At 58.2% G+C, this 24,343-nt stretch carries 26 protein-coding genes and 2 tRNA genes; 13 read left to right on the top strand and 15 right to left on the bottom strand.

Going from position 1 to position 24,343, the window contains the following annotated elements; translation table 11 throughout:
* Nucleotides 1-5: 5 nt before the first annotated feature.
* Nucleotides 6-236: a hypothetical protein gene (locus tag U5805_RS20190; RefSeq protein WP_322105266.1), complete on the top strand. Its 231-nt coding sequence runs from the start codon at nt 6-8 to the stop codon at nt 234-236.
* A 357-nt stretch (nt 237-593) separates the two neighbouring features.
* Here U5805_RS20190 and U5805_RS20185 read toward each other — a convergent pair.
* A tRNA-Leu gene (locus tag U5805_RS20185) sits at nt 594-678 on the bottom strand.
* A gap of 79 nt (nt 679-757) precedes the next feature.
* Entirely contained in the window at nt 758-2,143 is a 1,386-nt protein-coding gene (gene hemN, locus U5805_RS20180) for an oxygen-independent coproporphyrinogen III oxidase (protein WP_322105265.1), read from the bottom strand.
* Nucleotides 2,144-2,360: 217 nt separating this feature from the next.
* Here hemN and U5805_RS20175 point away from each other — a divergent pair, with 217 nt between their 5' ends.
* The 3 genes from U5805_RS20175 (at nt 2,361) to U5805_RS20165 (ending at nt 4,306) form a co-directional block, all read left to right on the top strand.
* A complete protein-coding gene (locus U5805_RS20175) occupies nt 2,361-2,654 on the top strand; it encodes a YkgJ family cysteine cluster protein (RefSeq protein WP_322105264.1) in 294 nt (97 codons plus the stop codon).
* 111 nt (nt 2,655-2,765) lie between these two features.
* The gene (locus tag U5805_RS20170) at nt 2,766-3,353 is read left to right on the top strand and encodes a DUF1439 domain-containing protein (RefSeq protein WP_322105263.1); all 588 of its coding nucleotides are present in this window, start codon (nt 2,766-2,768) and stop codon (nt 3,351-3,353) included.
* A gap of 68 nt (nt 3,354-3,421) precedes the next feature.
* A complete protein-coding gene (locus U5805_RS20165; protein WP_322105262.1) occupies nt 3,422-4,306 on the top strand; it encodes an undecaprenyl-diphosphate phosphatase in 885 nt (294 codons plus the stop codon).
* A gap of 125 nt (nt 4,307-4,431) precedes the next feature.
* Here U5805_RS20165 and trmB read toward each other — a convergent pair whose 3' ends face one another.
* The 3 genes from trmB to U5805_RS20150 form a co-directional block, all read right to left on the bottom strand.
* The gene (gene trmB / locus U5805_RS20160; protein ID WP_322105261.1) at nt 4,432-5,217 is read right to left on the bottom strand and encodes a tRNA (guanosine(46)-N7)-methyltransferase TrmB; all 786 of its coding nucleotides are present in this window, start codon (nt 5,215-5,217) and stop codon (nt 4,432-4,434) included.
* Between the two features lie 318 nt (nt 5,218-5,535).
* Complete coding sequence (locus tag U5805_RS20155; protein WP_322105260.1) at nt 5,536-5,745, bottom strand: hypothetical protein; 210 nt, start codon at nt 5,743-5,745, stop codon at nt 5,536-5,538.
* A gap of 311 nt (nt 5,746-6,056) precedes the next feature.
* Nucleotides 6,057-6,131, bottom strand: a tRNA-Gly gene (locus U5805_RS20150).
* 490 nt (nt 6,132-6,621) lie between these two features.
* Here U5805_RS20150 and U5805_RS20145 point away from each other — a divergent pair.
* Nucleotides 6,622-7,656 carry a methyl-accepting chemotaxis protein gene (locus U5805_RS20145; RefSeq protein ID WP_322105259.1) on the top strand — a complete coding sequence of 345 codons (1,035 nt, stop codon included), beginning with the start codon at nt 6,622-6,624 and terminating at the stop codon, nt 7,654-7,656.
* 109 nt (nt 7,657-7,765) lie between these two features.
* Here U5805_RS20145 and U5805_RS20140 read toward each other — a convergent pair whose 3' ends face one another.
* Both U5805_RS20140 and U5805_RS20135 read right to left on the bottom strand, forming a co-directional pair.
* Entirely contained in the window at nt 7,766-8,077 is a 312-nt protein-coding gene (locus tag U5805_RS20140) for a winged helix-turn-helix domain-containing protein (RefSeq protein ID WP_322105258.1), read from the bottom strand.
* A 95-nt stretch (nt 8,078-8,172) separates the two neighbouring features.
* Complete coding sequence (locus tag U5805_RS20135; protein WP_322105311.1) at nt 8,173-8,397, bottom strand: helix-turn-helix transcriptional regulator; 225 nt, start codon at nt 8,395-8,397, stop codon at nt 8,173-8,175.
* 156 nt (nt 8,398-8,553) lie between these two features.
* Here U5805_RS20135 and U5805_RS20130 point away from each other — a divergent pair, with 156 nt between their 5' ends.
* The 3 genes from U5805_RS20130 to U5805_RS20120 all read left to right on the top strand — a co-directional run bounded on the left by U5805_RS20130 (nt 8,554) and on the right by U5805_RS20120 (nt 10,511).
* A complete protein-coding gene (locus U5805_RS20130; protein WP_322105257.1) occupies nt 8,554-9,030 on the top strand; it encodes a hypothetical protein in 477 nt (158 codons plus the stop codon).
* A gap of 24 nt (nt 9,031-9,054) precedes the next feature.
* Nucleotides 9,055-9,579, top strand: a complete 525-nt coding sequence (locus tag U5805_RS20125; protein WP_322105256.1) for a hypothetical protein — start codon at nt 9,055-9,057, stop codon at nt 9,577-9,579.
* Between the two features lie 566 nt (nt 9,580-10,145).
* The gene (locus U5805_RS20120) at nt 10,146-10,511 is read left to right on the top strand and encodes a hypothetical protein (RefSeq protein WP_322105255.1); all 366 of its coding nucleotides are present in this window, start codon (nt 10,146-10,148) and stop codon (nt 10,509-10,511) included.
* Between the two features lie 114 nt (nt 10,512-10,625).
* On the opposite strand, the gene U5805_RS20115 is transcribed toward U5805_RS20120, so the two are convergent.
* The 4 genes from U5805_RS20115 to U5805_RS20100 all read right to left on the bottom strand — a co-directional run bounded on the left by U5805_RS20115 (nt 10,626) and on the right by U5805_RS20100 (nt 15,663).
* Nucleotides 10,626-11,774 (bottom strand): site-specific integrase, encoded by a 1,149-nt coding sequence (locus U5805_RS20115; RefSeq protein ID WP_322105254.1) that lies wholly within the window; start codon nt 11,772-11,774, stop codon nt 10,626-10,628.
* Between the two features lie 218 nt (nt 11,775-11,992).
* A complete protein-coding gene (locus tag U5805_RS20110; RefSeq protein WP_322105253.1) occupies nt 11,993-13,510 on the bottom strand; it encodes a plasmid replication protein, CyRepA1 family in 1,518 nt (505 codons plus the stop codon).
* A 68-nt stretch (nt 13,511-13,578) separates the two neighbouring features.
* Nucleotides 13,579-15,129, bottom strand: coding sequence for a signal recognition particle (locus tag U5805_RS20105; RefSeq protein ID WP_322105252.1), 1,551 nt, complete (start codon nt 15,127-15,129; stop codon nt 13,579-13,581).
* Nucleotides 15,130-15,246: 117 nt separating this feature from the next.
* Nucleotides 15,247-15,663, bottom strand: a complete 417-nt coding sequence (locus tag U5805_RS20100) for a hypothetical protein (protein ID WP_322105251.1) — start codon at nt 15,661-15,663, stop codon at nt 15,247-15,249.
* Between the two features lie 676 nt (nt 15,664-16,339).
* On the opposite strand from U5805_RS20100, the gene U5805_RS20095 reads away from it, so the two are divergent.
* Both U5805_RS20095 and U5805_RS20090 read left to right on the top strand, forming a co-directional pair.
* The gene (locus U5805_RS20095; RefSeq protein WP_322105310.1) at nt 16,340-16,654 is read left to right on the top strand and encodes a hypothetical protein; all 315 of its coding nucleotides are present in this window, start codon (nt 16,340-16,342) and stop codon (nt 16,652-16,654) included.
* A gap of 380 nt (nt 16,655-17,034) precedes the next feature.
* Nucleotides 17,035-17,778 carry a hypothetical protein gene (locus tag U5805_RS20090; protein ID WP_322105250.1) on the top strand — a complete coding sequence of 248 codons (744 nt, stop codon included), beginning with the start codon at nt 17,035-17,037 and terminating at the stop codon, nt 17,776-17,778.
* A 905-nt stretch (nt 17,779-18,683) separates the two neighbouring features.
* On the opposite strand, the gene U5805_RS20085 is transcribed toward U5805_RS20090, so the two are convergent.
* Nucleotides 18,684-20,165, bottom strand: a complete 1,482-nt coding sequence (locus tag U5805_RS20085) for an ATP-dependent nuclease (protein WP_322105249.1) — start codon at nt 20,163-20,165, stop codon at nt 18,684-18,686.
* 386 nt (nt 20,166-20,551) lie between these two features.
* Here U5805_RS20085 and U5805_RS20080 point away from each other — a divergent pair, with 386 nt between their 5' ends.
* Entirely contained in the window at nt 20,552-20,713 is a 162-nt protein-coding gene (locus tag U5805_RS20080; RefSeq protein ID WP_322105248.1) for a hypothetical protein, read from the top strand.
* A gap of 211 nt (nt 20,714-20,924) precedes the next feature.
* Here the strand turns inward: U5805_RS20080 and U5805_RS20075 are convergent, their stop codons facing one another.
* Together U5805_RS20075 and U5805_RS20070 are read right to left on the bottom strand one after the other, a co-directional pair.
* Nucleotides 20,925-21,488, bottom strand: a complete 564-nt coding sequence (locus U5805_RS20075) for a YggT family protein (RefSeq protein WP_322105247.1) — start codon at nt 21,486-21,488, stop codon at nt 20,925-20,927.
* A gap of 127 nt (nt 21,489-21,615) precedes the next feature.
* On the bottom strand, nt 21,616-21,936 hold the full coding sequence (locus tag U5805_RS20070) for an EthD family reductase (RefSeq protein WP_322105246.1): 321 nt from the start codon (nt 21,934-21,936) through the stop codon (nt 21,616-21,618).
* A 633-nt stretch (nt 21,937-22,569) separates the two neighbouring features.
* Here U5805_RS20070 and U5805_RS20065 point away from each other — a divergent pair.
* Both U5805_RS20065 and U5805_RS20060 read left to right on the top strand, forming a co-directional pair.
* Nucleotides 22,570-22,731, top strand: a complete 162-nt coding sequence (locus tag U5805_RS20065; protein WP_322105245.1) for a hypothetical protein — start codon at nt 22,570-22,572, stop codon at nt 22,729-22,731.
* Nucleotides 22,732-23,161: 430 nt separating this feature from the next.
* Nucleotides 23,162-23,452 carry a hypothetical protein gene (locus tag U5805_RS20060; RefSeq protein WP_322105244.1) on the top strand — a complete coding sequence of 97 codons (291 nt, stop codon included), beginning with the start codon at nt 23,162-23,164 and terminating at the stop codon, nt 23,450-23,452.
* 190 nt (nt 23,453-23,642) lie between these two features.
* Here the strand turns inward: U5805_RS20060 and U5805_RS20055 are convergent, their stop codons facing one another.
* Nucleotides 23,643-24,317 carry a LysE family translocator gene (locus U5805_RS20055; RefSeq protein ID WP_322105243.1) on the bottom strand — a complete coding sequence of 225 codons (675 nt, stop codon included), beginning with the start codon at nt 24,315-24,317 and terminating at the stop codon, nt 23,643-23,645.
* Nucleotides 24,318-24,343 lie beyond the last annotated feature (26 nt).

Here is a 24,343-nt window from a genome sequence, read left to right as displayed (position 1 = left end):
AAGGCATGAACCACACGCTGTTTACCCTGCTCGACAAGCTCGACGCGCAGAACATCCACTACACCCTTGCGCGGCACCGGTCGGATAGTGTTCTCGTGGCTATTACGGTCGTGGGGCAGCGGATAGAGATCGATGTATTCCGGGACGGGCACATGGAGGTCTCGCGTTTCGTCGGCCATGAGGATATCGAAGGCGGCGCCGAGCTGATTGACTCCATCGTTGAACTCGGGCGTTGAGCGTGCGCGGCACGGTCGAGATTGCCGAGTACCGGTAAAGGCAGCGAGGCCACTCCCGAAAATCAGAGATGCGACTATGACAGACGGCGAAGACGAATTGGCGCCGAAGGACATTTTTCTGAGCAACTTGCCGCCTGCGGTAAATGCCATGGGGTGCACCGAGTGGTGATCGCGGGAGTGTTTTCGTCGGTCTTTTTTGTCGCCAGTTCGCACCGGTGGTGAACAACCCCGAAAGAACCCCCGCTTGAGGGTTGTTGATGCGGGTGAAACTTGGGAGTGGTTTGCAATAAAAAAACCCCGCGAGACTATATCTGGCGGGGTTTTCTGGTCAAACGTGGTGGACGTTTGGAAGGTATCTGGTGCCTCGGGCCGGAATCGAACCGGCACTCCTTTCGGAACCGGATTTTGAGTCCGGCGCGTCTACCAATTTCACCACCGAGGCAGGTAGCCGGCAATTATGACGCAAATTGCCACGCTCGGCAACACACTTGCAGCGACGAACCCGGCGCGCGGCCAGACTCTCAAATCGTCCGCGAAAACCGCTCGGGCCGCTGCACGCCCAGATACCGGTCGAACACCATCGCAATGTTGCGCACGAACAGGCGCCCGGCCGGCAGCACCTCCAATCGGTCCGCGCCGCGCGCCACGAGGCCGTCGCGCTCGAATCCGGCGAGGCGCGCGAGTTCGTCCGCGAATGCCGCCGGGAAGCGCACGCCGTAGGCCGCTTCGAATTCGTCGTAACGCAGTTCCAGATTGCACATCAGCTCGGTGATGATGTCGCGGCGCAGACGGTCGTCGGCGGTGAGGCGCACGCCGCGCGCGATCGCGAGCCGTCCTTCGCCGATCGCCGCGCCATAGCCGGGCAGGTCTTTCGCGTTCTGCGCGTAGACGTCGCCGACCTTGCCGATCGACGAGGCGCCGAAGCCGATCAAATCGCAATCGGCGCGCGTGCTGTAACCCTGGAAATTGCGATGCAGCGTGCGCGTCGCCTGCGCGCGCGCGAGTTCGTCGGTGGGCAGCGCGAAGTGATCCATGCCGATGTACACGTAGCCCGCGTCGGTCAGTTGCTCGATCACGAGTTGCAGCAGCGCGAGGCGCGCGGCCGGCGTCGGCAACGCGGCTTCGTCCATTTGGCGCTGCATCTTGAACAGTTTCGGCATGTGCGCGTAGCCGAACACGGAAATGCGCTCGGGCGCGAGCAGCAGCATCGTGTCGAGCGTGCGCCGGAAGCTTTTCACGTTCTGGTGCGGCAAGCCGTAGATCAAATCGACGCTGATCGACTCGAAGCCGTTCGCGCGCGCGGCGTTCATGACGTCGACGGTGAGTTCGAGCGGCTGGACGCGGTTGATCGCCTTCTGAACCACCGGATCGAAGTCCTGCACGCCGAGGCTCAGCCGGTTGAAGCCGAGGCTGCGCAGGTGCGCGATGGTCAGCGCCGACGCCTCGCGCGGATCGATCTCGATCGAATACTCGCCTTCGTCGTCGGGGCGCAGCGTGAAGCGCTCGCGCGTCGCGCTCATGAGCGCGCTCATTTCGTCGAGCGAGAGGAACGTGGGCGTGCCGCCGCCCCAATGCAACTGCGAAACCGGACGCCGGGTGTCGAACAGCGCGGCCTGGAGATCCAGCTCGCGGATCATCTGGTCGAGATACGGCTTCGCGCGGGCGCGGTTTTTTGTCGCGATCTTGTTGCAGCCGCAATAAAAGCAGACCGTGTCGCAAAACGGCACGTGAAAGTAGAGCGAGAGGTCGGTGTCGCTCGCGCCCGGATCGGCGGCGGCGCGCCGGTAATCGGCTAGGTCGAAGTCGTCGCGAAATTGCAGCGCGGTGGGATACGACGTGTAGCGCGGGCCGTTGGCGCCATATTTGGCGAGCAGATCGGGGCGAAAGAGCAGGTCGGCGTCGCTCATGCGGGACTCTTGAAGATGGGCGGCGCGCGTGGGGGATTTCTTGCAGCGCCTGTGGCAATCAGTGTAAGAGCGAGTCGGAAACCGCGATTGCGTAAAAAGGTCGCAGACGCGCCGGTGGCACAATACGGCTCCCGGCGCGCTCGTCTCGCATGCCGAACCCGTCGTCGCGCATCGACACGTTTTGTCAGAATCGCCGCGCGTTTTTAGGAAAGCCGTTGTGAATGCCGTTGTTTCCGCCGATGTCCACGCGCACGCCTGTCGCCCCGGCTGCGGCGCGTGCTGCATCGCGCCGTCCATTTCCAGTCCGATTCCGGGCATGCCCGGCGGCAAGCCGGCCGGCGTGCGCTGCGTGCAGCTCGACGACGATCTGCGCTGCCGGATCTTCGGTTCGCCGCTGCGGCCCGCGTGTTGCTCCGGTCTGCAACCGCAAGCCGAGATGTGCGGCGAGTCGCGCGACGCGGCCTTCGCGTGGCTCACGCGCCTCGAAGCCGCGACCCGGCCCGCGTCCTGATCGCGGCCGGCGTGCCGCGAGTCCTGCAATGCGCCCGCGCATTCGGCCAGAATGTCGGCTGCGCGTGACCGCGATCCGGCGTGTGCGCCCATTCAATCGAGGAGATTCCGCATGATCCACACCGCAACGCGCGTATCCCGGCGCGCCTTCCTGCTCTCCGCGTGCGCCGCGGCGAGCGCGGCGATGTCGCTCGGCGCGTGTGCGACGGGGATTTTCCCGTTCATTCCCGACCACTACACGTTCTCGCAGCAGCAGGTGCAGGAGGCCGTGCAGCGCAAGTTCCCCTATCACCGCTCGATGCAGCAGATTTTCGACGTTTCGCTCGCGAATCCCGTCGTGACGCTGCTGCCCGATCGCAATCGCGTAGCCGTGCGTCTCGACGTACACCTCGAAAGTCCGCTGGCGCAGGAACCCGTGAACGGCGCCTTCACGATGTCGAGCGAACTTGCCTACGACGCCCAGCGTCGCGCCGTCGTGCTGCGCTCGCCTTCCGTCGACGGCGTGGACATGGCCGGCAATGCCGCCGCCTACGCGGCGCAGGTCAACGCCGTGGCCGCGCTCGTCGCCACGCAATTGCTCAACGACTACCCCGTCTACACCTTCAAGCCGGAACAGCTTCAATTTGCCGGCGTGAATTACGAACCCGGTACAATCACTATCCTTACAAACGGCATACGCGTGCAGATCGTCGAGAAATAGGCGAGCGGCGGCGCGCCGACGCGCGTCGCGGCTTCCGGCGTGCGTCCTCACGAAGAAAAGGAAAAGGGATGGACTGGATTTTGACCTGCAAGGCGCTGATTCTGGGCATCGTGGAAGGGCTCACGGAGTTTTTGCCGGTGTCGAGCACGGGGCACCTGATCATCGCGGGCAGCGTGCTCAAGTTCAACGGCGAGTACGCCAAGACCTTCGACGTGGTGATCCAGTTCGGCGCGATCCTCGCGGTCTGCTGGGAGTTCCGCCGCAAGATCGGCGACGTCGTGAGCGGTTTGCCCGCGCGTGCCGACGCGCGGCGGTTCGCGCTCAACGTGATCGTCGCCACCATCCCGGCCGTCGTGCTCGGCCTGCTGTTCGAGAAGGCGATCAAGTCGGTGCTGTTCGCGCCCGTGCCCGTGGCGCTCGCGCTGGTCGTGGGCGGCCTCGTCATTCTGTGGGTCGAAGGGCGTTTGCGCGGCGGCGCCAAGGCTCACGCGGCGTCGCTCGTGCAGGTGCAGCCGCAGGCTTTGCCGCCTTCGCGCGCGCGCGTGAATTCGCTCGACGAGATCACGCCGCTCGACGCGCTCAAGGTCGGTTTCGCGCAGTGTTGCGCGCTGATTCCGGGCATGTCGCGCTCGGGCTCGACGATCATCGGCGCGATGCTGTTCGGCATCGAGCGGCGCGTGGCCACCGAGTTCTCGTTCTTTCTGGCGATTCCCGTGATTTTCGGCGCGACCGTCTACGAGCTGCACAAGACGTGGCATGCGCTTTCGGCCGACTGGCTCGGCTTGTTCGGCGTGGGTTTCGTGGCGGCGTTCGTGAGCGCGTTCGCCTGCGTGCGCTGGCTGCTGCGCTTTGTCGCCTCGCACGATTTCACGGCGTTCGCGTGGTATCGCATCGCGTTCGGGCTCGTGATCTTGCTGCTCGGCTACAACGGCGGAATCGGCTGGGAGGAGTGAAGCGCCGATTCGGGCGCGGTTTGAAGTGCGGTTCGAAATCCGGTTTGAGTCCGGTTAAAGCGAAAAGGCGCCGACTGTCGGCGCCCTTTTTTCATGTGTGCGTGCGGCGGATGTGGCGCACGGCGTCAACCGGCGCGGCGGCGGAACACGAGATCCCACACGCCGTGACCGAGACGCAAGCCGCGGCGCTCGAACTTCGTCACCGGACGATAGTCGGGGCGCGGCGCGTAGCCGGGGGCGGTGTTTTCCAGCGCGGGTTCGGCGCTCAGCACTTCGAGCATCTGCTCCGCGTAGTTCTGCCAGTCGGTCGCGCAATGCAGATACGCGCCCGGTTTCATGCGCGCGACGAGTTGCGCGACGAACTTCGGCTGAATCAGGCGGCGCTTGTGATGGCGCGCCTTGTGCCACGGATCGGGGAAAAAGATGTGTACGCCGTCGAGGCTCGCGGGCGCGATCATGTGCTCGAGCACTTCCACGGCGTCGTGCTGGACGATGCGGATGTTCGTGAGTTCGTGCTCGCCGATCAGCTTAAGCAGCGCGCCCACGCCCGGCTCGTGCACTTCGACGCCGAGAAAGTCGTCCTGCGGGCGCAACGCGGCGATTTCGGCCGCGCTTGCGCCCATGCCGAACCCGATCTCCAGCACGCGCGGCGCCTCGCGGCCGAACACCGCGTTCCAGTCGGCGGCTTCGGGCGAATAGGGCACGACGAAGCGCGGGCCGAGATCGTCGAGCGCGCGGCGCTGGCCGGTGGACACGCGGCCAGCGCGCGTCACGAAACTGCGGATGCGGCGATGGTGCAGCGCTTCGGGGCCGGCTTCGCCGCGGGTTTCGGCGGGCGTTTCGTCGGCGGCGTTGGGAGCGTCGGACGGCGGGCAGTCGGGCTGGACTGCGTCGTTGGGATCGTGATTCATCTTCGCGAACGGGTGATGAGAGCAGCGGATTTTCGCGGCTTTCGGTAACGGAGCGTGCTGTGGTCTGGAGCGCGGGCGGTTTGGGTCGCCGGGATCGCTGGAGCTGGCGCGGCGGCGTTTGCGCCGGGCGATGCGCGAGCCGCTGCTTCAATCGCCTTGCCGCGTCTCGCGTGACGGCGTTCGCTCGCGGCGAGCGGCAGCAGCGCCAAATTCGACGCGCATTATATCAGCGCTCCGAAAGGCGCTTTTCGGCGCGACGGCGCGTTTCGGAGCGAATGACGGGGATCGGTCGCGCAGCAATACCGTATCGGTTGCGCATCAATCGGCGGAAATCACGACGCGCATGGGCGTCGGCTCGGTCAATTCGAACGCGTTGATGCGCCCCGCGCGGACGTCGAGCAGCAGGCTTGCGAGCGCGTCGGCGGCGCTGTGCAGACGCGTGGCGTCGGCGGGCAGGCGCTCGCTGGCATCGGCAAGAAGCGTCTTGCGCGATCTCACGATCAACGCAATGGCGCTCGGGCGGGACATGAAGAATTGTTCCATCGTTGACTGCGCCCACAGGCGCGGCGAGTCGTCTGGCGTGGGGGCTTGCGAAAGGCGGATCGGCGGATTGTCGGATCGGCGCTGGCGGGGAAACCGATGCGCGCCGGACTACATGGTAGGGCAACGGTGGAATTCAGGTCGTCGGGCGTGCGCCGGGAAAGCCGCTGAACGCTACCGACGGCGCGTTCGGCGCTTCGGCGATTGACGACGCTGAGTCGCGAAGCAGGCTGCCGGCCAAGGCTATGAATGCGCTGCGAAATCATGAACGGCGCCGACCAACCGCACAGGAGCCGACGTGGAGCGGGCGATGGGAATCGAACCCACGTCTCCAGCTTGGGAAGCTGGGGTAATGACCATTATACGACGCCCGCAGAGCCGGTGATTTTACAGGGATTTTGGGGGTTTGGGGAGTGGCGGGGTTTGGACGCTGGCAGCGAAACTGGCATTGCCGCTCGGTGGAGCGGTGGCATCGCTGGCGCTGACCGTCGGCAATCGGCCAGGTTATTGCTAGTGACAATACGCACGGGAACGCGAGGTATTAGCCTGCATGATATAGCCTCAGTCGAGTTCAAGGCAGAGCAAGAGGCGGCCCCGAAGGGCCGCGAGTCAAATGAATCACCCGATCCAATGAGGCCATTGCCGTCTAGACAGACCCCACCGAGCCGAGCGCTGGATTCGCCCTAGGATTCCCCAAATCCGTGCGGCCTCGACCACGGTTGGTGCGTGCTGACAGGCATGCAGGTGACAAATTTGCCGCTGGCTCCGGTCAAACGTTTGCGCGGCCATGTTATGTACTTACATAAACGGGCTCGATATTTGCATTAATGGCTTGTAGAACATGTCGACCTTATGGGGAATCTGATGTCCAATCCGCAAGCAATCGTCGATCTGACGCATGAGGTCAAGCGCCTCGCATTCGGCAAAATTGGCGACATCAACGATATCAACCGCGAGACTACCTTCCTTGCATTGAATGCGTTGATCGAAGCTGCCCGTGCCGGCGATGCGGGTAAAGGCTTTGCTGTTGTGGCTAACCAGGTAAAGCACGTATCGACACGCATCTCCGATATTACGACTGGTCTTAATAAAGAGCTCGCAGGCTCTCTATCGAAGCTTACAGAGCTTGGCGACAGCATGATCGAGCGGATGCGTTCTCAAGATGGTCAGCGCTATACAGACCTCGCCCTGAATATGATCGATATCGTTGATCGCAACCTGTATGAACGCTCGTGCGACGTGCGGTGGTGGGCAACAGATTCCGCAGTGGTCGGATGTCTCGTGAATGGGACAGCAGCGGCAGCCGAGCATGCGTGCAGTCGTCTTAAAGTCATACTGGATAGCTACACGGTTTATCGCGACCTTTGGGTAGTCGATGCGGACGGCGTGGTCGTGGCCAACGGCCGTCACACGACCTATGCGGTGCGGGGGCAGAACGTGGCGGGCGCCGAGTGGTACAAGTCCGCTATGAAGACCGCTTCAGGCTCGCACTATGTTGCCTCGGATGTCCAGACCTTCGCGCTGCTGCGCAACGCACAGGTCGCGACCTATTCAACGGCGATTCGCGAGGGCGGCGCGGTCAACGGTCGGGTGCTCGGCGCGCTAGTCATTTTTTTCGATTGGGCTCCGCAGGCCGAGGCGGTGGTGAAAGGCGTTCGCCTAAGCGAGCAGGAGTGGGGACGCTCGCGTTGCATGATCGTGGACTCGTCCTTTCGGGTGATCGCTGCTTCGGACGGAGCCGGAATTTTGAGCGACCGTTTCCCATTGTTAACCGGCGGGCAGTCGTCGGGGTTCTACCATGGCGTAGACGGTGCAATGGTAGCGTTCGCAGCAACGCCAGGCTACGAGACTTATCAGGGCCTTGGTTGGTACGGCGTAATCTCCCAGAAGCCCGCTTGAGAAAATCGAAATGAGCGGATCGCGAATGTCCGGCAACCCTCGTTGTCGGGTCGAGCCGACGGATCAGGATTGAGCTGCACCGGGAATTGTGCAGACTGTTTGGTTTATGTTAATGCTGGCGCGTCAGCGGGATTTGTGAGCTGCCTGTGGCCCCATCACTCGTCCCCGGTCTGGATCTTGAGGGGTGGCGTTGAAGATTCGTCTCGAGTAGACCAGCCTGCTTCAAGTAGGTGCGAGCCCAGCCAACCCGATTGCCGAAAACGGGAGTGGTGCCGCTCGGGAGGAGGGTATTGCGCTCCTCGTCTGTCAGCTGGAGTTGGTTGGCGAGGGCTTCGATCATGTCCCGAAACCGATGTTCTCGTCCGTCTGCGGTCATGCGCAGGACCGGCAACAGGAGGGACTGATAATCTGGAATAGGCATAGCGCATGTGGTCTGGTGTTGGCTTCGATAATGATACCAAGGCCAAGCCCAACGACTTCCCTCCCGGCTATGAGCACGAGGGGCAACTGCACCAGTTATTCATCCGCTCTGAACTCCAGCATCGCGCTCGGAGCGACGCCCAACGTTTCCGCAAGCACGCAGATGTTGTAGAGCGCGAGGTTCCGCTTGCCGCGCTCAATACCGCCGACATACGACCTTGCGAGGCCCGACTCAAGGGCAAGTACTTCCTGCGACCAGCCCTTCGCCTTCCGCAGTTCCACTACTCGTTTTCCGAACAATTCTAGCGGGTCGTAATCCATCATTGGCGTCCAAAAACAACCAATGAAGGGTATGGATTTGACCTCTATGAATCCACGCTCTATAGTAGCACGCACTATAAGTAACAATTTGAACAGTCATTTACCGAACTGGCTAGATGACAGGGCGATGACGGGCGAGCAAACGGGGCCAAAAAGATGACGAGTATCTGTATCGCAGGCGTAGGGCGTATTGCCGCTGCTGCTATTACAGCGATCACGTTGACCGCTGGATCTTGCAGGGCCGATGAACTGGGCCCGAGTTGCAAGCAATACCTTCAGTTGAAGATGCAATGTATGGGCGCGACAGCGAACAGGATCGAATCGAACGGGAATGCGCAGAGGGCTCAGGAAATCCGGCGCAGCATTCCGTTCGAAATGCATCAGGCGATCTACACGCTTGCGAAGAACAGGCAATTCAAGACTGCGGAGCGCCTAGAGCAGGGGTGCGCGGAGGATGCTTGGTATATCCAGAATGCCGACAGTCCAAAAAATTATCGACCAGAAACAAGCATGCGGCTGTGCAGTGTAACGACAAGTTGGCCGGAAAATTACAAAATCACGCCAGATAGCAACCCTACTATCGAGGCACGCATTCGGCAGATGGAAGCAGAAGTCGGTATTTCAAAAAAATAAGCAAACGCATTTTTTGGGATTTTGATGAATAAGTTTAAACTAATTCTCTCCAGTATTGGTGTGGGCGTAGTTGCAATGGCTATCTCTCATACATCTATGGCGAAAACTCCTATTGACCAGACGTTAGATTTTCTGGTGGGTCCTCATCTTGGAGGGTCGAGAAGTTTTCAATGTAGGGAAGCCGTCAATGAAAAGGTGACGGACGAGCATGCTTACTACAGTTTCCGTGATGATGGATATTACGTCCGTTCGAATTCAATTCCGGATCCGCGCACTGGATATCGAAATACGGCAGCTGTGAAAGGAAGGTTCAAGTTAAAAATAGAAAATGGAGTGATGAAGATAGCGTTCTTGGACGAATTCATTGACTCCGCTTTCTTGGGTAACAAAGCGCCATACGATGCCGTGTTAATCGGGACGGACGGCAATGACACAATGGCGATGATGATGGACCGCCCTGTGCCCCGTAGACCTGACATCAGGGATCATCTTCGTGTGGTGTGCATTGGAGACAGGCCGTCAGGCGACGGTCCCCAGAGAAGCTACTGAGCGATGACCGACATGTTTAGCGGGCAAATACCGGATGTTTAGCGCGCGACGTTGATTGGATAGATCGCGTCACAGACCTTCTTAAAGGAACGTTTCTCATATGCTCACTGATTGCCCACATTGCTACAAAAAAATGCATGACGAAGCAGAATATTGTCCGCACTGCCGAGAGTATGTTCCGAACGCGATGCAACTGTCGAGTTCCAGAGGATTTGACGACTTAGCGGAATTTATAGTTAAGGGTGGATTCTATGGTGCAGTCTTTCTCTTCACATTGGGTGGGACGCTGGATTACTTGGGATGGTGGCGCGATTGGGAGATGATTCCCTGTATAGTCGCGTCGCTCATACTAGTGTTAGGTTTTTATCGGAAGCTTCCGACCTTCTAGAGCTGATTATCAGGAGAATCGTCCATATTGATTTGTACTAGTCGGACGTAAAATTTAAACCCCAACGAAAGAAGCCTGCTGACGATAGGGGAGATAGGTTCTTGTTCTCGAGAACCTACCTGCGTCCCTGTCGGCTTGTTTAGATATTTGTGGCAGATATGGAGTGTTGATTCTCCGCTTGAGAGCTTCGACTTACTGGAAAGGGGAAGGCGGCGATATGGGGTTTGAAAGTCTATACGAAGGGAACACTTGGCCGAAAATTGAGGGGCGGCTAGGCGTCATGTCGGTCGATACTCTCAACCGTATATGGGAGTTCGTTCTTGAAGAGGACGGATACCTGATTGCCATTGCGAAGAACGGCGAGGATGCATTGTTCGGTCGCATGGGCAAGCGTGACGATGGGAAATTTTGTATCGAACTCGTTGTGAAGGCGGTGGTTGAAAATAATACGCTTGGCCGTTATCAGTACTGGTTCGTCGATCCAGCCGACCGGAAGCGTCAGGCGCAACGGCTTAGTGATGTGATTCGGAGTCATCTCGCTTGATGTGAACAGGGCGGAAGCGATTGCCCTGTCCACAATGCCGATTCTGTACGCCTTTAATAACAGCTGGAAAGTGTACTATTTTCAGGTGTCCCCAAATCGCGGTACGCCCTGATTTCATGCGAGGTTAAGCAGCAGCGAGTCGATGACTTTTACAGCCTTGCGACTTGCATCGTTCGGGCTCAGGTGAGCATACCGCTGCGTCATCTTCGGATCGCTGTGGCCGAGCAACACCGATACCTCATACAGGCTGACACCGGCCTTGACCAGCTTGCTCGCAAACGTGTGTCGGAGCGTGTGCAACGTAACGCGCCCACCGCGCTCTCTGACGAGCGCGGCGTCATTCAAGCCGGCACGTTCGATCGCCTTCTTGATCGACTTCGTGCTGTAGCCGCGTTCGTTGCCGGTGCGATCTTCGAACACATAGCGCTGCCCCGTTCGGCGTTCTTCCCATCGGCGACGCAGGATCGTTTCGAGGCGAGAGGTCATGTGCAGCACATCCTCGTTCCGAACCTTGCTCCGATAGAGGCTGATCGTGCTGGCGTCGATGTTGATCGCCGACCACGGAATATTCGCGACCTCCGAGTAGCGACACCCCGTATCGAGCAGGAAAACCGTGATGTCGTAGTTATCCTGCATATTCCGCGTCATTTCGGGTGTTAGCGGTTTAGACGCGTTTATACGCGCTCTAAGCCGTTCCGGATCGAGTTCGCGCAATAACGCCGACTCGTCGTTAGAATCCAGATATCGAAGCCTATACGAAGTCCTAAGCTCGGGAAAAACGATTTCACGACTGACTTTGAAGCCGAGCTTCGCCATCTCGTTGATGGCAGCACGTAACACGCCGATCTCGTGCTTGATCGTCGCGGGCTTGTCACCCTCGGCCTTGCGCTTCGCGACGAGGACATCGACATCGCGGGTCGTGAACGTGTGCAGCTCCTGCTTCGGGTCCAGGCCGTAGCACGGAATCTTGGCCTTCGTTCTCGCATGCAACTTGTAGCCCTGCATCTTTCGGGCGATCTGCTGCATGCCGCGATGATAGGCGGTGCCCTCACGGGAGTCGGTGTATTTCGAGAGGGCGTCTTCAAGCGTGATAACTTCCGCTTCGCCGAGATATTGTTCGGCGTGTGCGCGGTTGCGCATCTCGCGTTCGACCTGAGCGGCCTTTGTCTTGTTAGGTGTCCCGGTCGAGCCGAAGAACTTCTTGCCCTGAATCTGGAACTGGTAGTACCAGTTCTTGCTGTTGTTTCGACGGATGAGCGTCATGTGGTTCCTTACGAAAAGTAATCAATAAGGAACACCATCCGGGCTGAGCACGGGTATGACAACAGCTTTCGCGCATGCCAGCGGTAGAAATATCCACGAATTCCGACAAGTGCGCAGATTCTCAACTTCAAAAACCAAATGTCCGGACACTTGTCGGCGGGCGAGGGTCTCGTGTGGAACGTAAATTCCGCGCCGGTCATATCGCCACCCCAGTCCTATCATTCCTCAAAGGTGGGTACAGAGAGATAGACCTTCTCACCCTCTGCGTTCAGTACATATGGGGTTCCGATGTACGACTGAACGGCGGGACGAGCCCGTGTCTTCAGCCGGTATTTCGCAAACCCCATAGTGCGTTCAAGAAGGTTGGGGTCGAGCCGGTAAAAATGGGTGCGTTTGCCTCCTGCATCACTTTTCCCGTCCGTCGCGGTGTCGAGACCAATCAGGTCGAGGAACTCTTTGAACTGGAACATCGGCTTGTCCTCGATGTCTTTGCGCAGAGCCATGTCGAACAAGTGAGCGAGCTGCGCCCTGTAGTCCAGGCAGCAATCCACGAAGCCCCGCATGTTGTCCTTATGCAGCTTGTGGGACGTGTCGAACGCGCGTTTCCCGTCGTAGATTGCGGATGCCATCAGCACATCCTTAAGCACCGTTTGCCGTTTGGCTGCCATGTCCTTATCAAGAGCATGGGCCTTCACATTGCCGTATGTCCGAGTAAGGGCTACTGCCTCGGATTCCAGCAGTTCGCACATGGCGTTGATCTGAGTGCGATAGCGCCCGCGGTTATCCATCAGCACGAGTTTCAGGGTGATCTCCTGACCATAGAATTTCTCAATGGCGTAACGATCTCGCCGAAGCTGCTCATCGGACGTTAGCATCATTGCGTCGTTCAGTGCCTTATATTCTTCCTCGGTGAGCGGTTCCGCATCGCAGATCTCCTTCGCATGCATTTCTTCGAGCCGTTTCCGTGCTTCTGCTGCCTGCATGGCGACGTTCACCCCCGATTCCCCCGATGAGCCGCGGTCGGCTTTGGGCGGAGCGACGTGCTTGATCTCCCATCCATTGCGCTCTTTGAGCTTGATGAAATTGCCGCGCAGATCGTTTTTTGACGCGTTTTGCATGGAAACCGCGTAGGCGTAGACGTGCAGCAGGGGATCATCGTCATCGATGACGGGCATCCCGTGAGGGCCATATCCCCGAATCGCGGCTGGAAGTTCATCGAGATCCACGATTACCCGCTTGATGGCGGAAGGCTCGGTTTCATACTGCAGGCTCGATTCGGCGACCCACGCCTTGACCTGCTTGGGATGCCGCACGCGACAGAGCTGCTGATCCATATCGAAATGCGTGTTGATCTTGTCGGAGAAGTAGCCCCACACGCAGTCGATCCACTGCTCATCTTTGGAAAAGGTGATGTCGATACCGGTGCCGAGAGAGGGGGAGGCGACGAGCACATCGTAGTCGCGGACGCGATCGACGATGTTGTTGATGAAGTCCTTGATCTCGGGATCTTGGGAATTGGTCGAGGTGATGCACATCACATGCAATCCAGTCTCCACGCGAATCATCTCGGCGAAGTTTTCTGCATCGGCTTTCGAGTTACAGGCGACGTAGTGCTTTCCTCCGTTGCCGCGCATCGTGTCTAGCATGTCTTTAGTCAGATGATTTTTGGACTGGTAGATCTCGATTGAACGCCCGGTTGGCGTATAGTTGTTCACGTAAAAATAGTAGTTGTCCATAACAAATTAAAAGATTAAATCTATTGTTTTAGGCGAGAGACCGCGCCTATGGGAGAAAATTGGGGCGTTTAGTCGTGCTGTTCAGGTTTCGTCTCGGGCCAGATGTAAGCCTTGATTCCCATGCCGTCACGGAAGCACTTGATTGCCTCGAAGGACAGGCGACCGAGATCTGCGTCGCAGACGATGACGGTTGTCGCCCGACGCACAAAGAAACTCAGCGTGTGGAATATCGATTCGCGCTTTCCGTTGAGGGTCGAAGACAGGAAGTGCGAGAACAATTGCTCCGACTCGTCGATGATGACGTGATCGAACGAGTGAACACCCGGCTTCAGTTTTTTACGCAAGCTGTCCAGGCAAACGGCATAGGCCATATACCGATCGCCTCCGATTTCACGATCGTACTTGTCCAGATAGCAGAACATGCCGAGACCGTGCGCGCTGGCCGAGGCCAGGCTGATCCGGTGAGAGACGAGCAGGACGGATTCCCCCACATCGGCGCAGTGCTGGACAAACGGACGCAGGAGATGGGTTTTTCCACTACCTTTCGGGCTCTTGATAAAATTCACTCCCGGACGAAAGGGGACCAACTCAGGCGAAAGATACTGAGTGTTCAGTTCCTTGACGACGACGCTATGCGTGGCGTCCGACAGCTCGCCAGCAAAAAGTACGCGGTCGAATTGCTCGAAGTCGTGACTCTTGAGGTCGCCGCGGCGCATGGTTTCCGGCCAGAACGTTTGCTGACACTTGCTGCAGTGAACTCCCCGAATGCCTTGGGCTGACATCGTTACGAACGCGCTCGCGTTCCGATCGGTATGGAACGGGCAATGCACGGGTGTTCCGCTCGTGAGGGCCGAGAGAACAGCTTGTTTCCCTTCGCGAGTGCGCAGCGATTGATCTTCCGTGACATGCAGGGATGAGCGGACGTAGTTGTTTGCGTTCTGATTGCCGCCGTCTTGTTTCTCATCGCTGCCTTGGGTCGCACCGAGTTCCTTAAGGTGATCGATGTGTTCGGCCGTCAGCGTCTTGTCGATGATGTATGGCTTACATCCCTCGTTGCCGTAGTACCCCCGGCAAGGATCGACGCATGACTCGTCCGCATCGAGCAAACGCACAAGCCCACGAAGGATCTTGCGCATGTCCTCGGCGTTGATGATCGTGTATGGGCTGCGGAACATAACCCGATAACGAGGGCGCTCGGGTGTAGAACTATAGGTTTCGTAGATCAGAAGGCCGTGGTTCACCACGAGATCATGGGCCAGCAGAGAATCAAGAGTCCAACCTTCGTCCAGATCGACGCCGAGGACATCGGTGCAGACGAAATTCGCGGCATTCCGACGATTGGTGTGTTGCGCGCACCAACTGTAGCCTTTTGCAACGGCAGCAGCGATTTCATGCAGAGAAAGGGTGAGGTTTTCGAATCCCGCTGCAAAATTTTCGAAATCAGCGCTGCCCGGACGCGCCTTGTTCTTGACCAGGCAGTTGATGGAGATTTTTATTGTGCCTGGTGACTGAGGCATTGCGGGATCGATACACTTGTCGATTGCCTCGCCGTTAACCGCATTGCACGTATCAACGGTGTTAGAGGAAATATATTCCGTTGAAAATTCGTTATGCTTCATATTCAAATATTGTCTTTGATTTAGGAATGCAAAATATATAATCGGGAGTGTCTTGTGGGTTGAGACCGTCTCCCGACTCAGTTCAGCTAGTGAAGTTCGTGATAGGAGAGGTCGATATCACGAAGATGTGGCTGGCTGATCTTGCCCTTGAGGCGCAATGTAGTAAATGTGCTTGCAGCTAGGGCAGAGAATGCCTTCAGCGGAACCGCCCTCGTAGCCGACGGTATTGCCGACGCCATGCCGATTGCGATGTTTGGGGCACAGCACAAGCGCGCCCGCGGCGACGATGGAGAGCGGGTAGGGCGCACCTTCGGCGATACCTCCCTTGGCAACCGGCCAAACGGGGTGTTCAGGGTCAAGCGTGTATGAAACGCTATATTCCGAGACAGGAATTGGAGGCTTGCGCTTGTACTGTTTGCGCGGACGAGGCTGGCCATCGATGCGCTTGGCAACGGCAGCGGAAACGGATGAGGTGTGATCCGAGCCTGAGAGCTGGGCCGGGTCGGCAGCGTGGAGAGTGGTGTTTTCTTGCATATCGATCCTTTAATAACAAATAAAAAATTTGCTATACGGATCGGCAGGTAGCCTCTACCTTTCCTGTATAGCTGGTTCAAACAATTGCAACATCAAAGGTTTGAACCAAGGTTATACAGGTCAGGCAACTGATCGAAATCAGCTAGTCGCGGCTACTAACGACGTCTACCTTGCAATCGGTAGCTTGCATGACCCCAATAGTCCACTTGCGTGGAATCGGAGCTTGCGTCCTCGGTACTACGTTGAGTCTGTGTTCCTCAACAGGGCGAATTATTCAATGAATCATGGCCGGGTGTCAAATTGCGCCCGGGCGCGGACGTGAGTTCGCGATGCGCCAAAACAACAACAAAACATGTTCGTTTTTCTATTTTTTGGGGCGCTCGTTCTTGGCGACAAGCGACGACTGTTGAGATTGTTTTTGTAAATTGAAAAGAGCGCACTTGTCGGATTGAACCGCGAGTTGGCCCCATGGCAGAATCTAGGAAAGCTGATGATCTGGCTCCAAAATCCCCGTTAGATTAAGGGGATAGGAGAGGGGCGAGGGAGGCTGACGTGAAAACGGTCACTGTTGCTCGTCGAAACTCGCTGTGGTCGCAGTCGTGATTGCTCGCGTGCCGTTGTCCTGAAGGGCAATTTGCTGGACCCTGGACGCACTTTCAACGAACGGAGTGCGATGATGGTCGATCAGAAGCAGGGTGCAACGAGCAAGGACGAGAAGGCGGGCAAGATGGATGCCGCTGACCAGAAACCGGGCGCGGTCCCCCCGACTGCGAACGCCGCTGGGAACGATACGGCAACGAAAGCGGCCCCGGCGACGCCGACGAAGATGGAACTGGCGACTGAAATCTACAAGCGGATGCGAACCGTCAAGGACGTGACTCGGAAGGACATCATCGAGAAGTTCATCGCGGAGGTGAAGCTAACCAAGGCTGGAGCGAGTACTTACTACCAAATGATCAAGGACAAGCATGAGCCAGTTGGGAAGAAATGATGGCGCTTGTTCGGTTTGCTTGACCTTGGAGGCCCCATTGGGGCTTCTTTTTTTGGATGGTCTCCCGGATGGAGTCCTAGAGGCACCGCCTTTTTGGTAGTCTAGACCCCGACATGTACGCAAGTTTCTAGATATGCTGATTTCGGTTTGAGTTTTTGGGGTATAAAAATATCCATAAAAATCAATGTGTTATGTGTTTTTTTCAAAATATCTCATCTAAGCATGGGTTTCGTGAAAATAATGAGTATGTGTCGGGGTTAGTTTATTGAGGCTGGGCTCTTGCGTTAACTTCCGCCATGTGTAAAATCGGGTCTGTGCGATTTTGGAAGGGGCGGTCGATGGACGTTAGTGTGCGAAAGAAGAGCCCGCGGGCGCCCTCGATGCCGCTCGATGATGCTATTGAGCGAACCGCGAAGCTATACGAAAAAGAAGGGCGGCATCCTACGTCGGCGGACGTGGTTGCTCAGGGTCTTGGATATAAGGACTCAAACAATGGCCGCGCTGCTCAGACGCTCGCTTCGCTGAGGTACTACGGGTTGGTTGAGCGTCCCAAAGAAGGCTACCTTGCCATCAGCAAAGACTTCGAGTCCTATCACTTTGCCCCTGATCCACGCGTCAAACGCGAATTTCTGGTGAAGCTGCTGCAGACGCCGCCGGTCTTCGCTGAACTATTGGAGAAGTACGAATCGCGTCTTCCGTCTGATGCCACCATAAAATTCGACCTTATTCAGAAAGGCTTTGCGTCGGCGACCGCAGATAACTGCGTGGCACTCTTCCGTCGATCCGTCGAATACGTCAAATACTACGACGGGCCGGAAGATTCCCCTAGTATGGTAGAAGAAGCAGAAGTTGACGAGGTGGGAGGGGAGTCGACCAATTACTCGCTCCCGTCGGTGCCAAAGGTGGGTGTTCCGCAGGTGTCTCCCGGCGAACTTGAGCAGTCGCAGCCGCCGGCTCGAGAAGCCCGCAGCGAGATGGTCCGAATTCCGGTCCGATTGCCAAAGAATCGGCAAGCATGGCTTGAGATTCCCATCCCTTTTTTTGAGGCTGACAAAAAGCGACTCAAGGCATACATCGATCTTCAACTTACCGACGACGAGGGCGACACGGAACCGGACGAGTAAAAAATAAAAGGCCCCGTAGCGCGCCAACGCTACGGGGCCTTCGGCAAGGTGGTGAAGGCACCCCTCTACCACCTACAACCTAGTCTGAGTAGACGTCTTGAGTTTAAACGCTCAAGGGGTTGTGGGCAACTATTGCCTTCGATTCTCTATGAGGATTGATATGCTTCGCGCATCCGACCCCAAGAGTGTATTTGTGCGGCCGTACACGCGAGTAAGGTTTGGCCGCACCGAGCATGTGCGCATGCACTGGCGCTCGTATCCCAACCAATTATCGCTCTTCTAGTTCGACTGTGACGCCGCGTCGCCATTTTGGGGCGCGGCATTTCCCGAATGCCCTCGGCAAGCAGCTTTTTGCTTTCGACGCTGGCATCGAAACTGGCATCGCCGTGAACCCCGCATGAACTGTGGTTCTTTGTGAAGCCGGAAGGACGAGCGGCGTGAGAACGCGCGTAAATAGTGGTTCTGATTAACGCGTTGGGGCTTGGGAAGCTGGGGTAATGGCCATTATACGACGCCCGCAGAGCCGGTGATTTTACAGGGATTTTTGGGGTTTGGGGAGGGGTGCGGTTTGGGCGCTGGCGGCGAAGCTGGGGTGGGTTGATGGTGGGGCGGTGGCATCGCTGGTTTGGGGGGGGCGGAGATCGGCCAGAAGCGGCACTCGCCTGACGGTGTCGTTTGGCTGAAGCTCAACCCGTTTCGGTCCTTCGACCGATTTGTTGTTGGCTATCGACCTCGCCTGTGGAATGTGTCACACGCAGGAGCCAAATTGAATGTCGGAAGCTCGAAGCACGGGAAGGCTTCGTAGAAGGTCGGGAATGGGTCGGAAGAAACGATAAAGCCCGCTAGAGGCGGGCTTGAATACACGAATGGGGTTGTTTTTCAACAAATTTTTTCGAAAATTAAGTTCAAACGCCAATCGGCAAGGTCTGCTGTATTTCGGTCACAATCCTGTCGCAAACATCTTCCGTGAGGCAAATGCGACACCACTCCGTCGCCATTGTTTCCCACACACTAGTAGCACTCTTGAGGATTCGGTCGCCTACCAAATTGGGCCAGCGATGAAAGTCGGGATTCAGTAAGGTATCCTCAAAATAAGTATGTAAGTCTCCGGCGCCGATACCGAACCTCTCATGTAAGTTTCCCCAATTGTGCTCTTGAAGGCCCTTAAATACAACGCGTTCCGGCGCATCATCCCCTGGCAGTCGAACGCATCCTATTGAGTCTTGCTGATCGCCATCGAGGACACCGATACCTGGCTGAGGCAATTTGTTTTCCATCGCAAGTTTTCCCATCATCGCAACCACGTTTGCCGGGCCGACAGGCGAGACCTTAATGCGGGAAAGGAGTGCTTGTCCGTCGGCATGCCGCGCGATAATTTCTCGGACCCAGACTTCTCCTGATCGGTCTTCAACGTACACAAACGATTCGGGGTGAATCGCGTCGTCGAGCTTTGTAAGTGCAAATTCTGGACTGGCTCCGTATATAACGGTAGGCCCTTCCGCAGTCGGCAGGAGGAGCACCCTTGCCTCAGGGGGGAGTTCCTCAAGGACATACGGACTATGGGTTGAAACGATGACCTGAACTCGGCGAAGACGACTCAGTTTTATGAGGAAATTGATAAGCCGTCGTTGGGCTCGCGGGTGAAGCGACGCTTCGACTTCGTCGATGATAACCAATGAATTATTGGGGACCTCTTGGAGCGCCAGCATTAAGTCCAAGGACGTGTCTTCCCCGGCACCTTGATGGAACTGAGAAATCTCGCCAAAGTCCCGCTGGAGCAGGCCAACTTTACGGTTCACATTTACGTCTGGTGCGGCAAATCGCGCATTTTTGTATTCCCGGCCTAGGATGTACGAAAGATGGCCTCGATACTCTTCCGATAGTGCTTCAGTTGAAATTTCTCCCGCTGCTAGGCGGGCGACGCGCGCGTACCCAGCGGTGGCATCCAGCGGCAAGGTTCGGGCTACATCGAACCAATAAATACGCCTGCTGTGGCGCTTCTCAGGAAAACTCCACCGCTTACTAGGTTTGCGGATCTTGAAGTTTTGAGTTACATCACCGGTTTTAATCTGATATCCGAGGTCGATTGCGGAAAGTGTGTCCCAGTGCGTATCCAGAAAGAAGTCGGAAGGATAATATCCGCCGTCCTTGGTCTTGTCATATGCGGCGGCAGCAACTTTGAGAACCGTGCTTTTGCCCGCGCCATTCTCTCCGACGATCGCAACTACGGGGAACTTAAATTGTATTACCTGGCCTTGCCAGCCTCTCAAGCCAGCAATATCAATGCGCTCCAAGAACTGCGGCCACTGGCCACCCTGAAACTGGTCCCGAATACGAGTAATTTCACCTACGTCCATGTTTTCACCGTTGCGCGTTTTTTCGAGCATGATAGCGGAATCCACCGAGGAAGAATCACCCCGAGTCACCGGACGATATCGGCGGCCGGTAATGGCACGTGGGCCCCACGCGCTATCAAGCCGCGCCCTCCTGCTACACGATCCGTACCGATGCTAGTGAGCGGCAAATGTCTTATATCGGCGAAAAAGCGGACCGGCGGCCGTACTGGTTGAGTGACTCGTACGGGGTCGCTTCGCGTCAGTCTCCAAGCTCCATCGACCTTCCGCCGTTGTGCAATCGCGGCGCTTTCGGAATAGTCGTCGCATGGACGACACTCAACATTCCAATGATTCCCGGCCGCTGACCATCGAAGATTCAGGGATTGGTGGAATCCGATCAAGACGCGTTCCGCAATGATTTTTCGCGGGCGTCGCCCATGTCGAACATCACGGCATCGCCGTTGCTCCATACCTCGGGCCAAATAGCCACCGCGATCGGAGAGTGTGCCCGCCGAGAACACGAAGGCAAATTACCTGGCTATCGGCTCATCCTGTCGAACTACAACATTGCGGGCAAACGTAGCGCAGCAGCCGTCTGATTCTTGGGGATTCGCGCTGGTATGAAAACTGGCATCGCTGTGAGCCCCGCATGAAGAGTGGGGGCTCAGCGAATTCGGGAGAAAGCCGACGTAAGAATGCGCGCGAAGAGTGGCAATGACGCGGCCTCGTTGTCCATCCCGATCGACCGCATCAGCACAGAATCAGCACGGAAATAGAAGAAGCCGCGCCCCGCCAACCACGACAAAACCCTCAAATGCCGAACAGCGTGAGCGACACCGCCGCGCGCGTTACCACCATCAGCAGCACCTGCACGATCACGAACAACAGGATCGGCGAAAGATCGAGGCCGCCGAGATTCGGCAAAATGCGGCGCAGCGGATTCAGGAACGGCGCCGTGAGCTGGAACAGCGCGGGCATTGCGGGCGAACGCGGGTTGAGCCACGAAAGCAGCGCCATCAGGATCGTGAGCCAGATGAGCAGATTGAGCGCCCACTTCACGAGCGTGAGCACGGCGACGAGCAGCAGCGTCGGCAGCAGGCCGAGCGGGTCGACGCCCGCAAGCCAGACCATCAGCAGCACGAAAACGATGGCCGCGATAAGCGCCCCGACCACGCTCGCCCAGTCGACGCCGCGTTTGCCGGGAATGACGTGCCGCAGTGGCAGCACGAGCCAGTTGGTGATCTGCTGGATCGCGTGAGTCACCGGGTTATACGGCGGCACGCGCACGTATTGCAGCCAGGCGCGCAGCAGCAGCGCGGCGCCGAACAGCGTGAAGACCGTATTGAGCAGAAAGCGGGCGATATCGCCGAACATCGGTGTTGTTTCCTTCGTATGTTGGGTAGCCAGTGGATTCAACGCGACGCCGGCGCGAAGCGGCCGGCGAGTTGTTGTCGTCGTCCGTACGGCCCCGTTCCGTCCGGACGATTCCTGCGAAGAAAATTCAGACAGATACCTTGATCTCGCTGATCAGGATCTGGCCGTTTCCGCCGTCGGTGTAATTCGGAATATCGTCGATGAGCGTGTCGGCGTGCGGCTTGAAGACCGCGTAGAACGCGTCCATCGTTTCGAACAGGAAATGGCCGGCTGCGACGTAGGGCGGCGGCGTGCCCGGTGGCCCGGCATTGATGCCGACATCGACCGACCAGCCCTTGAGCGCACTGCCAAAGAGCTTCGCCGCGAGCGGCATATGGTGCGTGCAGTAATACTCAGTGTCAAAACGCCCATTTTCGCGATACGGATAGAGGATGCTGACCTTGATCATTGTGCGTGCTCGTCGGTGACAGGAGGCGCGTGGACATGCCTTATCGCGCCGTCGCCACATTACCACGGCTTACGTCCGCCCAGTATTGCCTCATTATCCGAGCCAGGCGCGGGTGCGCGGTGCCGCACGCTGGCGCTGCCGGACGCCGCCAGCCCGAGCCGGATTTGCCCGCAGCGGCCGGCTGGCATCCGGCGTTTTTTCCGGCGTTTTCCCGGCACGTTACCGCGGTTTCGGACGTCCCTTATCGCATTCCGCACGCGCAGCCGCGAATGTTCGCTGTCGTACCGAGGCGCAACGTCCCCGAATTTTACAATCTCTCTACTGCGGCGTCTCCGTGGAGATTCGAGCCTTTTCGCGAGCCGCGCGCGCCAAGCCGAACGGCCGGTAAATCGGGACGCGGCACGCTTTGTGCGGATGGCGAAGCAGGCGCCTTGGCGCGCCACAGCCCGAACCCAGCATGACGAAGCCCCGGCGAACAGCGCTTTCCGGTTATGGGCGGCGATTGCGGCTATCTCGCAACACCGCAATCCTGCCGTCTCATAATTGCGCACAATATCTTTCACGTTCGGTTTCGTTGTTGCAGTCGTGTACCTGGGTTTGTTCCTGTCGGTTGTCCGATTCGGGGAGTTCACCATGAGCATCTTCGCGTACCGAAAGCATCTGCGTTTTCTCACGCCCGTTCAACGCCGCCGCTGGTGGGATCAAAAGAAGCGCCTCACGCCGCGCGTGCGCATCAGCGTGGCTTACGTGCCGCCCAACGTGACGCGCGAATTCACCTACGTGAAGGTCGGCTAGCGATATCCGCTGGTGTCATCGGCGCGCGACAGGCTTCAGCGCCGCTCATTCCGAGCAGTTCGTCCCGCGATGCCCGGTTTCCTGACCGGGCATCGTCGTTTGCGGCGAGCCGCTTCCACCCCGCGCGCCAGCGCTTTCGTCCAATTTGTAATCAAACATTACCGGAAAACGCACGTCGATTCCGAGCGGCGCCGGTAAAAGTGACAGTGCGGGGGTTTATCCGCGCAATTGCGGCTCGATGCGGCGCGCGTACGGGCTTTCACGGTGTCGTTTTTCGCTTCGAAACTTGATCCAGCGCCAGTCAGCCCGCAAATCGAATTGCAATTCGAAACAAATGGCTACCATTGCGTGCCGCCATTTTCGATACATTGAATACGTGAGTTGTGCCCGTCATGTGAGCGAGCCGCTGTCGGCCGCCAGGAGAAGAGAAGTGAAAAAGACCATTCCGTTCATCGTTGCCGCTGCGCTGGGTGTGGGGTTTGTCGGCGCGGCTCAGGCGCACGTTTCGGTGGGTATCGGCATTGGTGTGCCGGTCGCGCCGGCTTATCCGGTCTATGCCGCGCCGGTCTACGCACCGCCGCCGCCCGTCGTATACGCGCCGCCGCCGCCGGTGGTCTATGCGCCGCCGCCCGCCGTGGTTGTGGGCGGCTACTATGGCCGCCCGTACTGGCATCACGGCTACTATCGTGGCTATTACGGCCACGGTTACTACCGTCGCTAATTGAAGTGATGGCTGCACGCGGCTTCACGGCCGCGCGCAGCACGCAAGACGAAAACGGCGCAACGCCGGCAGATGCCGCGTTGCGCCGTTTGTTTTGTGCTTCTTGCTTCGCGCCTCTCGTTTGGCGGCTTTCGTTTGGTGCCCGCCGTTTGGTGCATTGCGCTTTGGGCGCGTTCCGTCGCGACGCGCCTTACGCCGTGGCCGCGCCTTGCAGGATGAGATCGCGGTAGCCATGCACGATCACGCTGTACGAGAAATACGCGAACAGCAGCGCCGACAATACGTGGCACGCGCGCAGCAAACTTGCGCCCGCGCGCTTGCGGCCGTGGCTTGCGAGACCGCAGAGAAACAGTGTCCAGCCCAGTCCGCCCGCGAAAAAGCCGAGCAAAAACAGCGACGCCGCGCCTGCGTTCGTGGCGCCCGATTTGGCGATCAGCGCGCCGCCCACGGCCGCGAACCAGAGGATCGCGCTCGGCGACGAGAGCGCCAGCACCACGCCGCGCACGAAGCTGCGCCATGGCTGCGGTAGCGGCGCGGCGTTATCGGCTTCGCCTTCGACGGGCGGCGCGGCGGCCGGATTGAGCGCCTCGCGCGCCATCTTCCAGGTGAGCCACAAGAGCAGCGCCGATCCGCCGATCCAGACGATCCAGCGCGCCGCCGAAAATTGCAGCAGCGCGGCCATGCCCGCGAGCGCGAGCGCCGCATAGATCAGATCGCCGAAACACGAGCCCAGCCCGAGCCAGAAGCCGGGCCGGAAACCGTGTGTCAACGTGAGCGAGAGGATGGCGACGTTGACGAGACCGATGTCGAGGCACAACGAAAGCGACAGGAAAAAACCGTCGGAAAGCAAGGAAGCGTGAGGCATCGAAGCGTGCGGAAAAACGTGTTCTT

The sequence above is a fragment of the Paraburkholderia sp. J41 genome, from assembly GCF_905220235.1.
Classification (GTDB): Bacteria; Pseudomonadota; Gammaproteobacteria; order Burkholderiales; family Burkholderiaceae; genus Paraburkholderia.
The sequence above is the reverse complement of the archived record's forward strand: the minus strand, read 5'-3'. Positions and strand labels throughout refer to the sequence as shown.

Bases quoted from the DNA above. Each gene is read 5' to 3' on its own strand.
- U5805_RS20155 (WP_322105260.1), bottom strand. From the start codon at position 5,745: ATGTCCCGCCCGAGCGCCATTGCGTTGATCGTGAGATCGCGCAAGACG.
- U5805_RS20140 (WP_322105258.1), bottom strand. From the start codon at position 8,077: ATGCCTATTCCAGATTATCAGTCCCTCCTGTTGCCGGTCCTGCGCATG.
- U5805_RS20115 (WP_322105254.1), bottom strand. From the start codon at position 11,774: ATGACGCTCATCCGTCGAAACAACAGCAAGAACTGGTACTACCAGTTC.
- U5805_RS20070 (WP_322105246.1), bottom strand. From the start codon at position 21,936: ATGATCAAGGTCAGCATCCTCTATCCGTATCGCGAAAATGGGCGTTTT.
- U5805_RS20110 (WP_322105253.1), bottom strand. From the start codon at position 13,510: ATGGACAACTACTATTTTTACGTGAACAACTATACGCCAACCGGGCGT.
- U5805_RS20085 (WP_322105249.1), bottom strand. From the start codon at position 20,165: ATGCTCGAAAAAACGCGCAACGGTGAAAACATGGACGTAGGTGAAATT.
- U5805_RS20095 (WP_322105310.1), top strand. From the start codon at position 16,340: ATGGTCGATCAGAAGCAGGGTGCAACGAGCAAGGACGAGAAGGCGGGC.
- U5805_RS20065 (WP_322105245.1), top strand. From the start codon at position 22,570: ATGAGCATCTTCGCGTACCGAAAGCATCTGCGTTTTCTCACGCCCGTT.
- U5805_RS20190 (WP_322105266.1), top strand. From the start codon at position 6: ATGAACCACACGCTGTTTACCCTGCTCGACAAGCTCGACGCGCAGAAC.
- U5805_RS20145 (WP_322105259.1), top strand. From the start codon at position 6,622: ATGTCCAATCCGCAAGCAATCGTCGATCTGACGCATGAGGTCAAGCGC.
- U5805_RS20130 (WP_322105257.1), top strand. From the start codon at position 8,554: ATGACGAGTATCTGTATCGCAGGCGTAGGGCGTATTGCCGCTGCTGCT.
- U5805_RS20100 (WP_322105251.1), bottom strand. From the start codon at position 15,663: ATGCAAGAAAACACCACTCTCCACGCTGCCGACCCGGCCCAGCTCTCA.
- U5805_RS20165 (WP_322105262.1), top strand. From the start codon at position 3,422: ATGGACTGGATTTTGACCTGCAAGGCGCTGATTCTGGGCATCGTGGAA.
- U5805_RS20055 (WP_322105243.1), bottom strand. From the start codon at position 24,317: ATGCCTCACGCTTCCTTGCTTTCCGACGGTTTTTTCCTGTCGCTTTCG.
- U5805_RS20125 (WP_322105256.1), top strand. From the start codon at position 9,055: ATGAATAAGTTTAAACTAATTCTCTCCAGTATTGGTGTGGGCGTAGTT.
- U5805_RS20135 (WP_322105311.1), bottom strand. From the start codon at position 8,397: ATGGATTACGACCCGCTAGAATTGTTCGGAAAACGAGTAGTGGAACTG.
- trmB (WP_322105261.1), bottom strand. From the start codon at position 5,217: ATGAATCACGATCCCAACGACGCAGTCCAGCCCGACTGCCCGCCGTCC.
- U5805_RS20170 (WP_322105263.1), top strand. From the start codon at position 2,766: ATGATCCACACCGCAACGCGCGTATCCCGGCGCGCCTTCCTGCTCTCC.
- U5805_RS20080 (WP_322105248.1), top strand. From the start codon at position 20,552: ATGTCGAACATCACGGCATCGCCGTTGCTCCATACCTCGGGCCAAATA.
- U5805_RS20090 (WP_322105250.1), top strand. From the start codon at position 17,035: ATGCCGCTCGATGATGCTATTGAGCGAACCGCGAAGCTATACGAAAAA.
- U5805_RS20075 (WP_322105247.1), bottom strand. From the start codon at position 21,488: ATGTTCGGCGATATCGCCCGCTTTCTGCTCAATACGGTCTTCACGCTG.
- hemN (WP_322105265.1), bottom strand. From the start codon at position 2,143: ATGAGCGACGCCGACCTGCTCTTTCGCCCCGATCTGCTCGCCAAATAT.
- U5805_RS20105 (WP_322105252.1), bottom strand. From the start codon at position 15,129: ATGAAGCATAACGAATTTTCAACGGAATATATTTCCTCTAACACCGTT.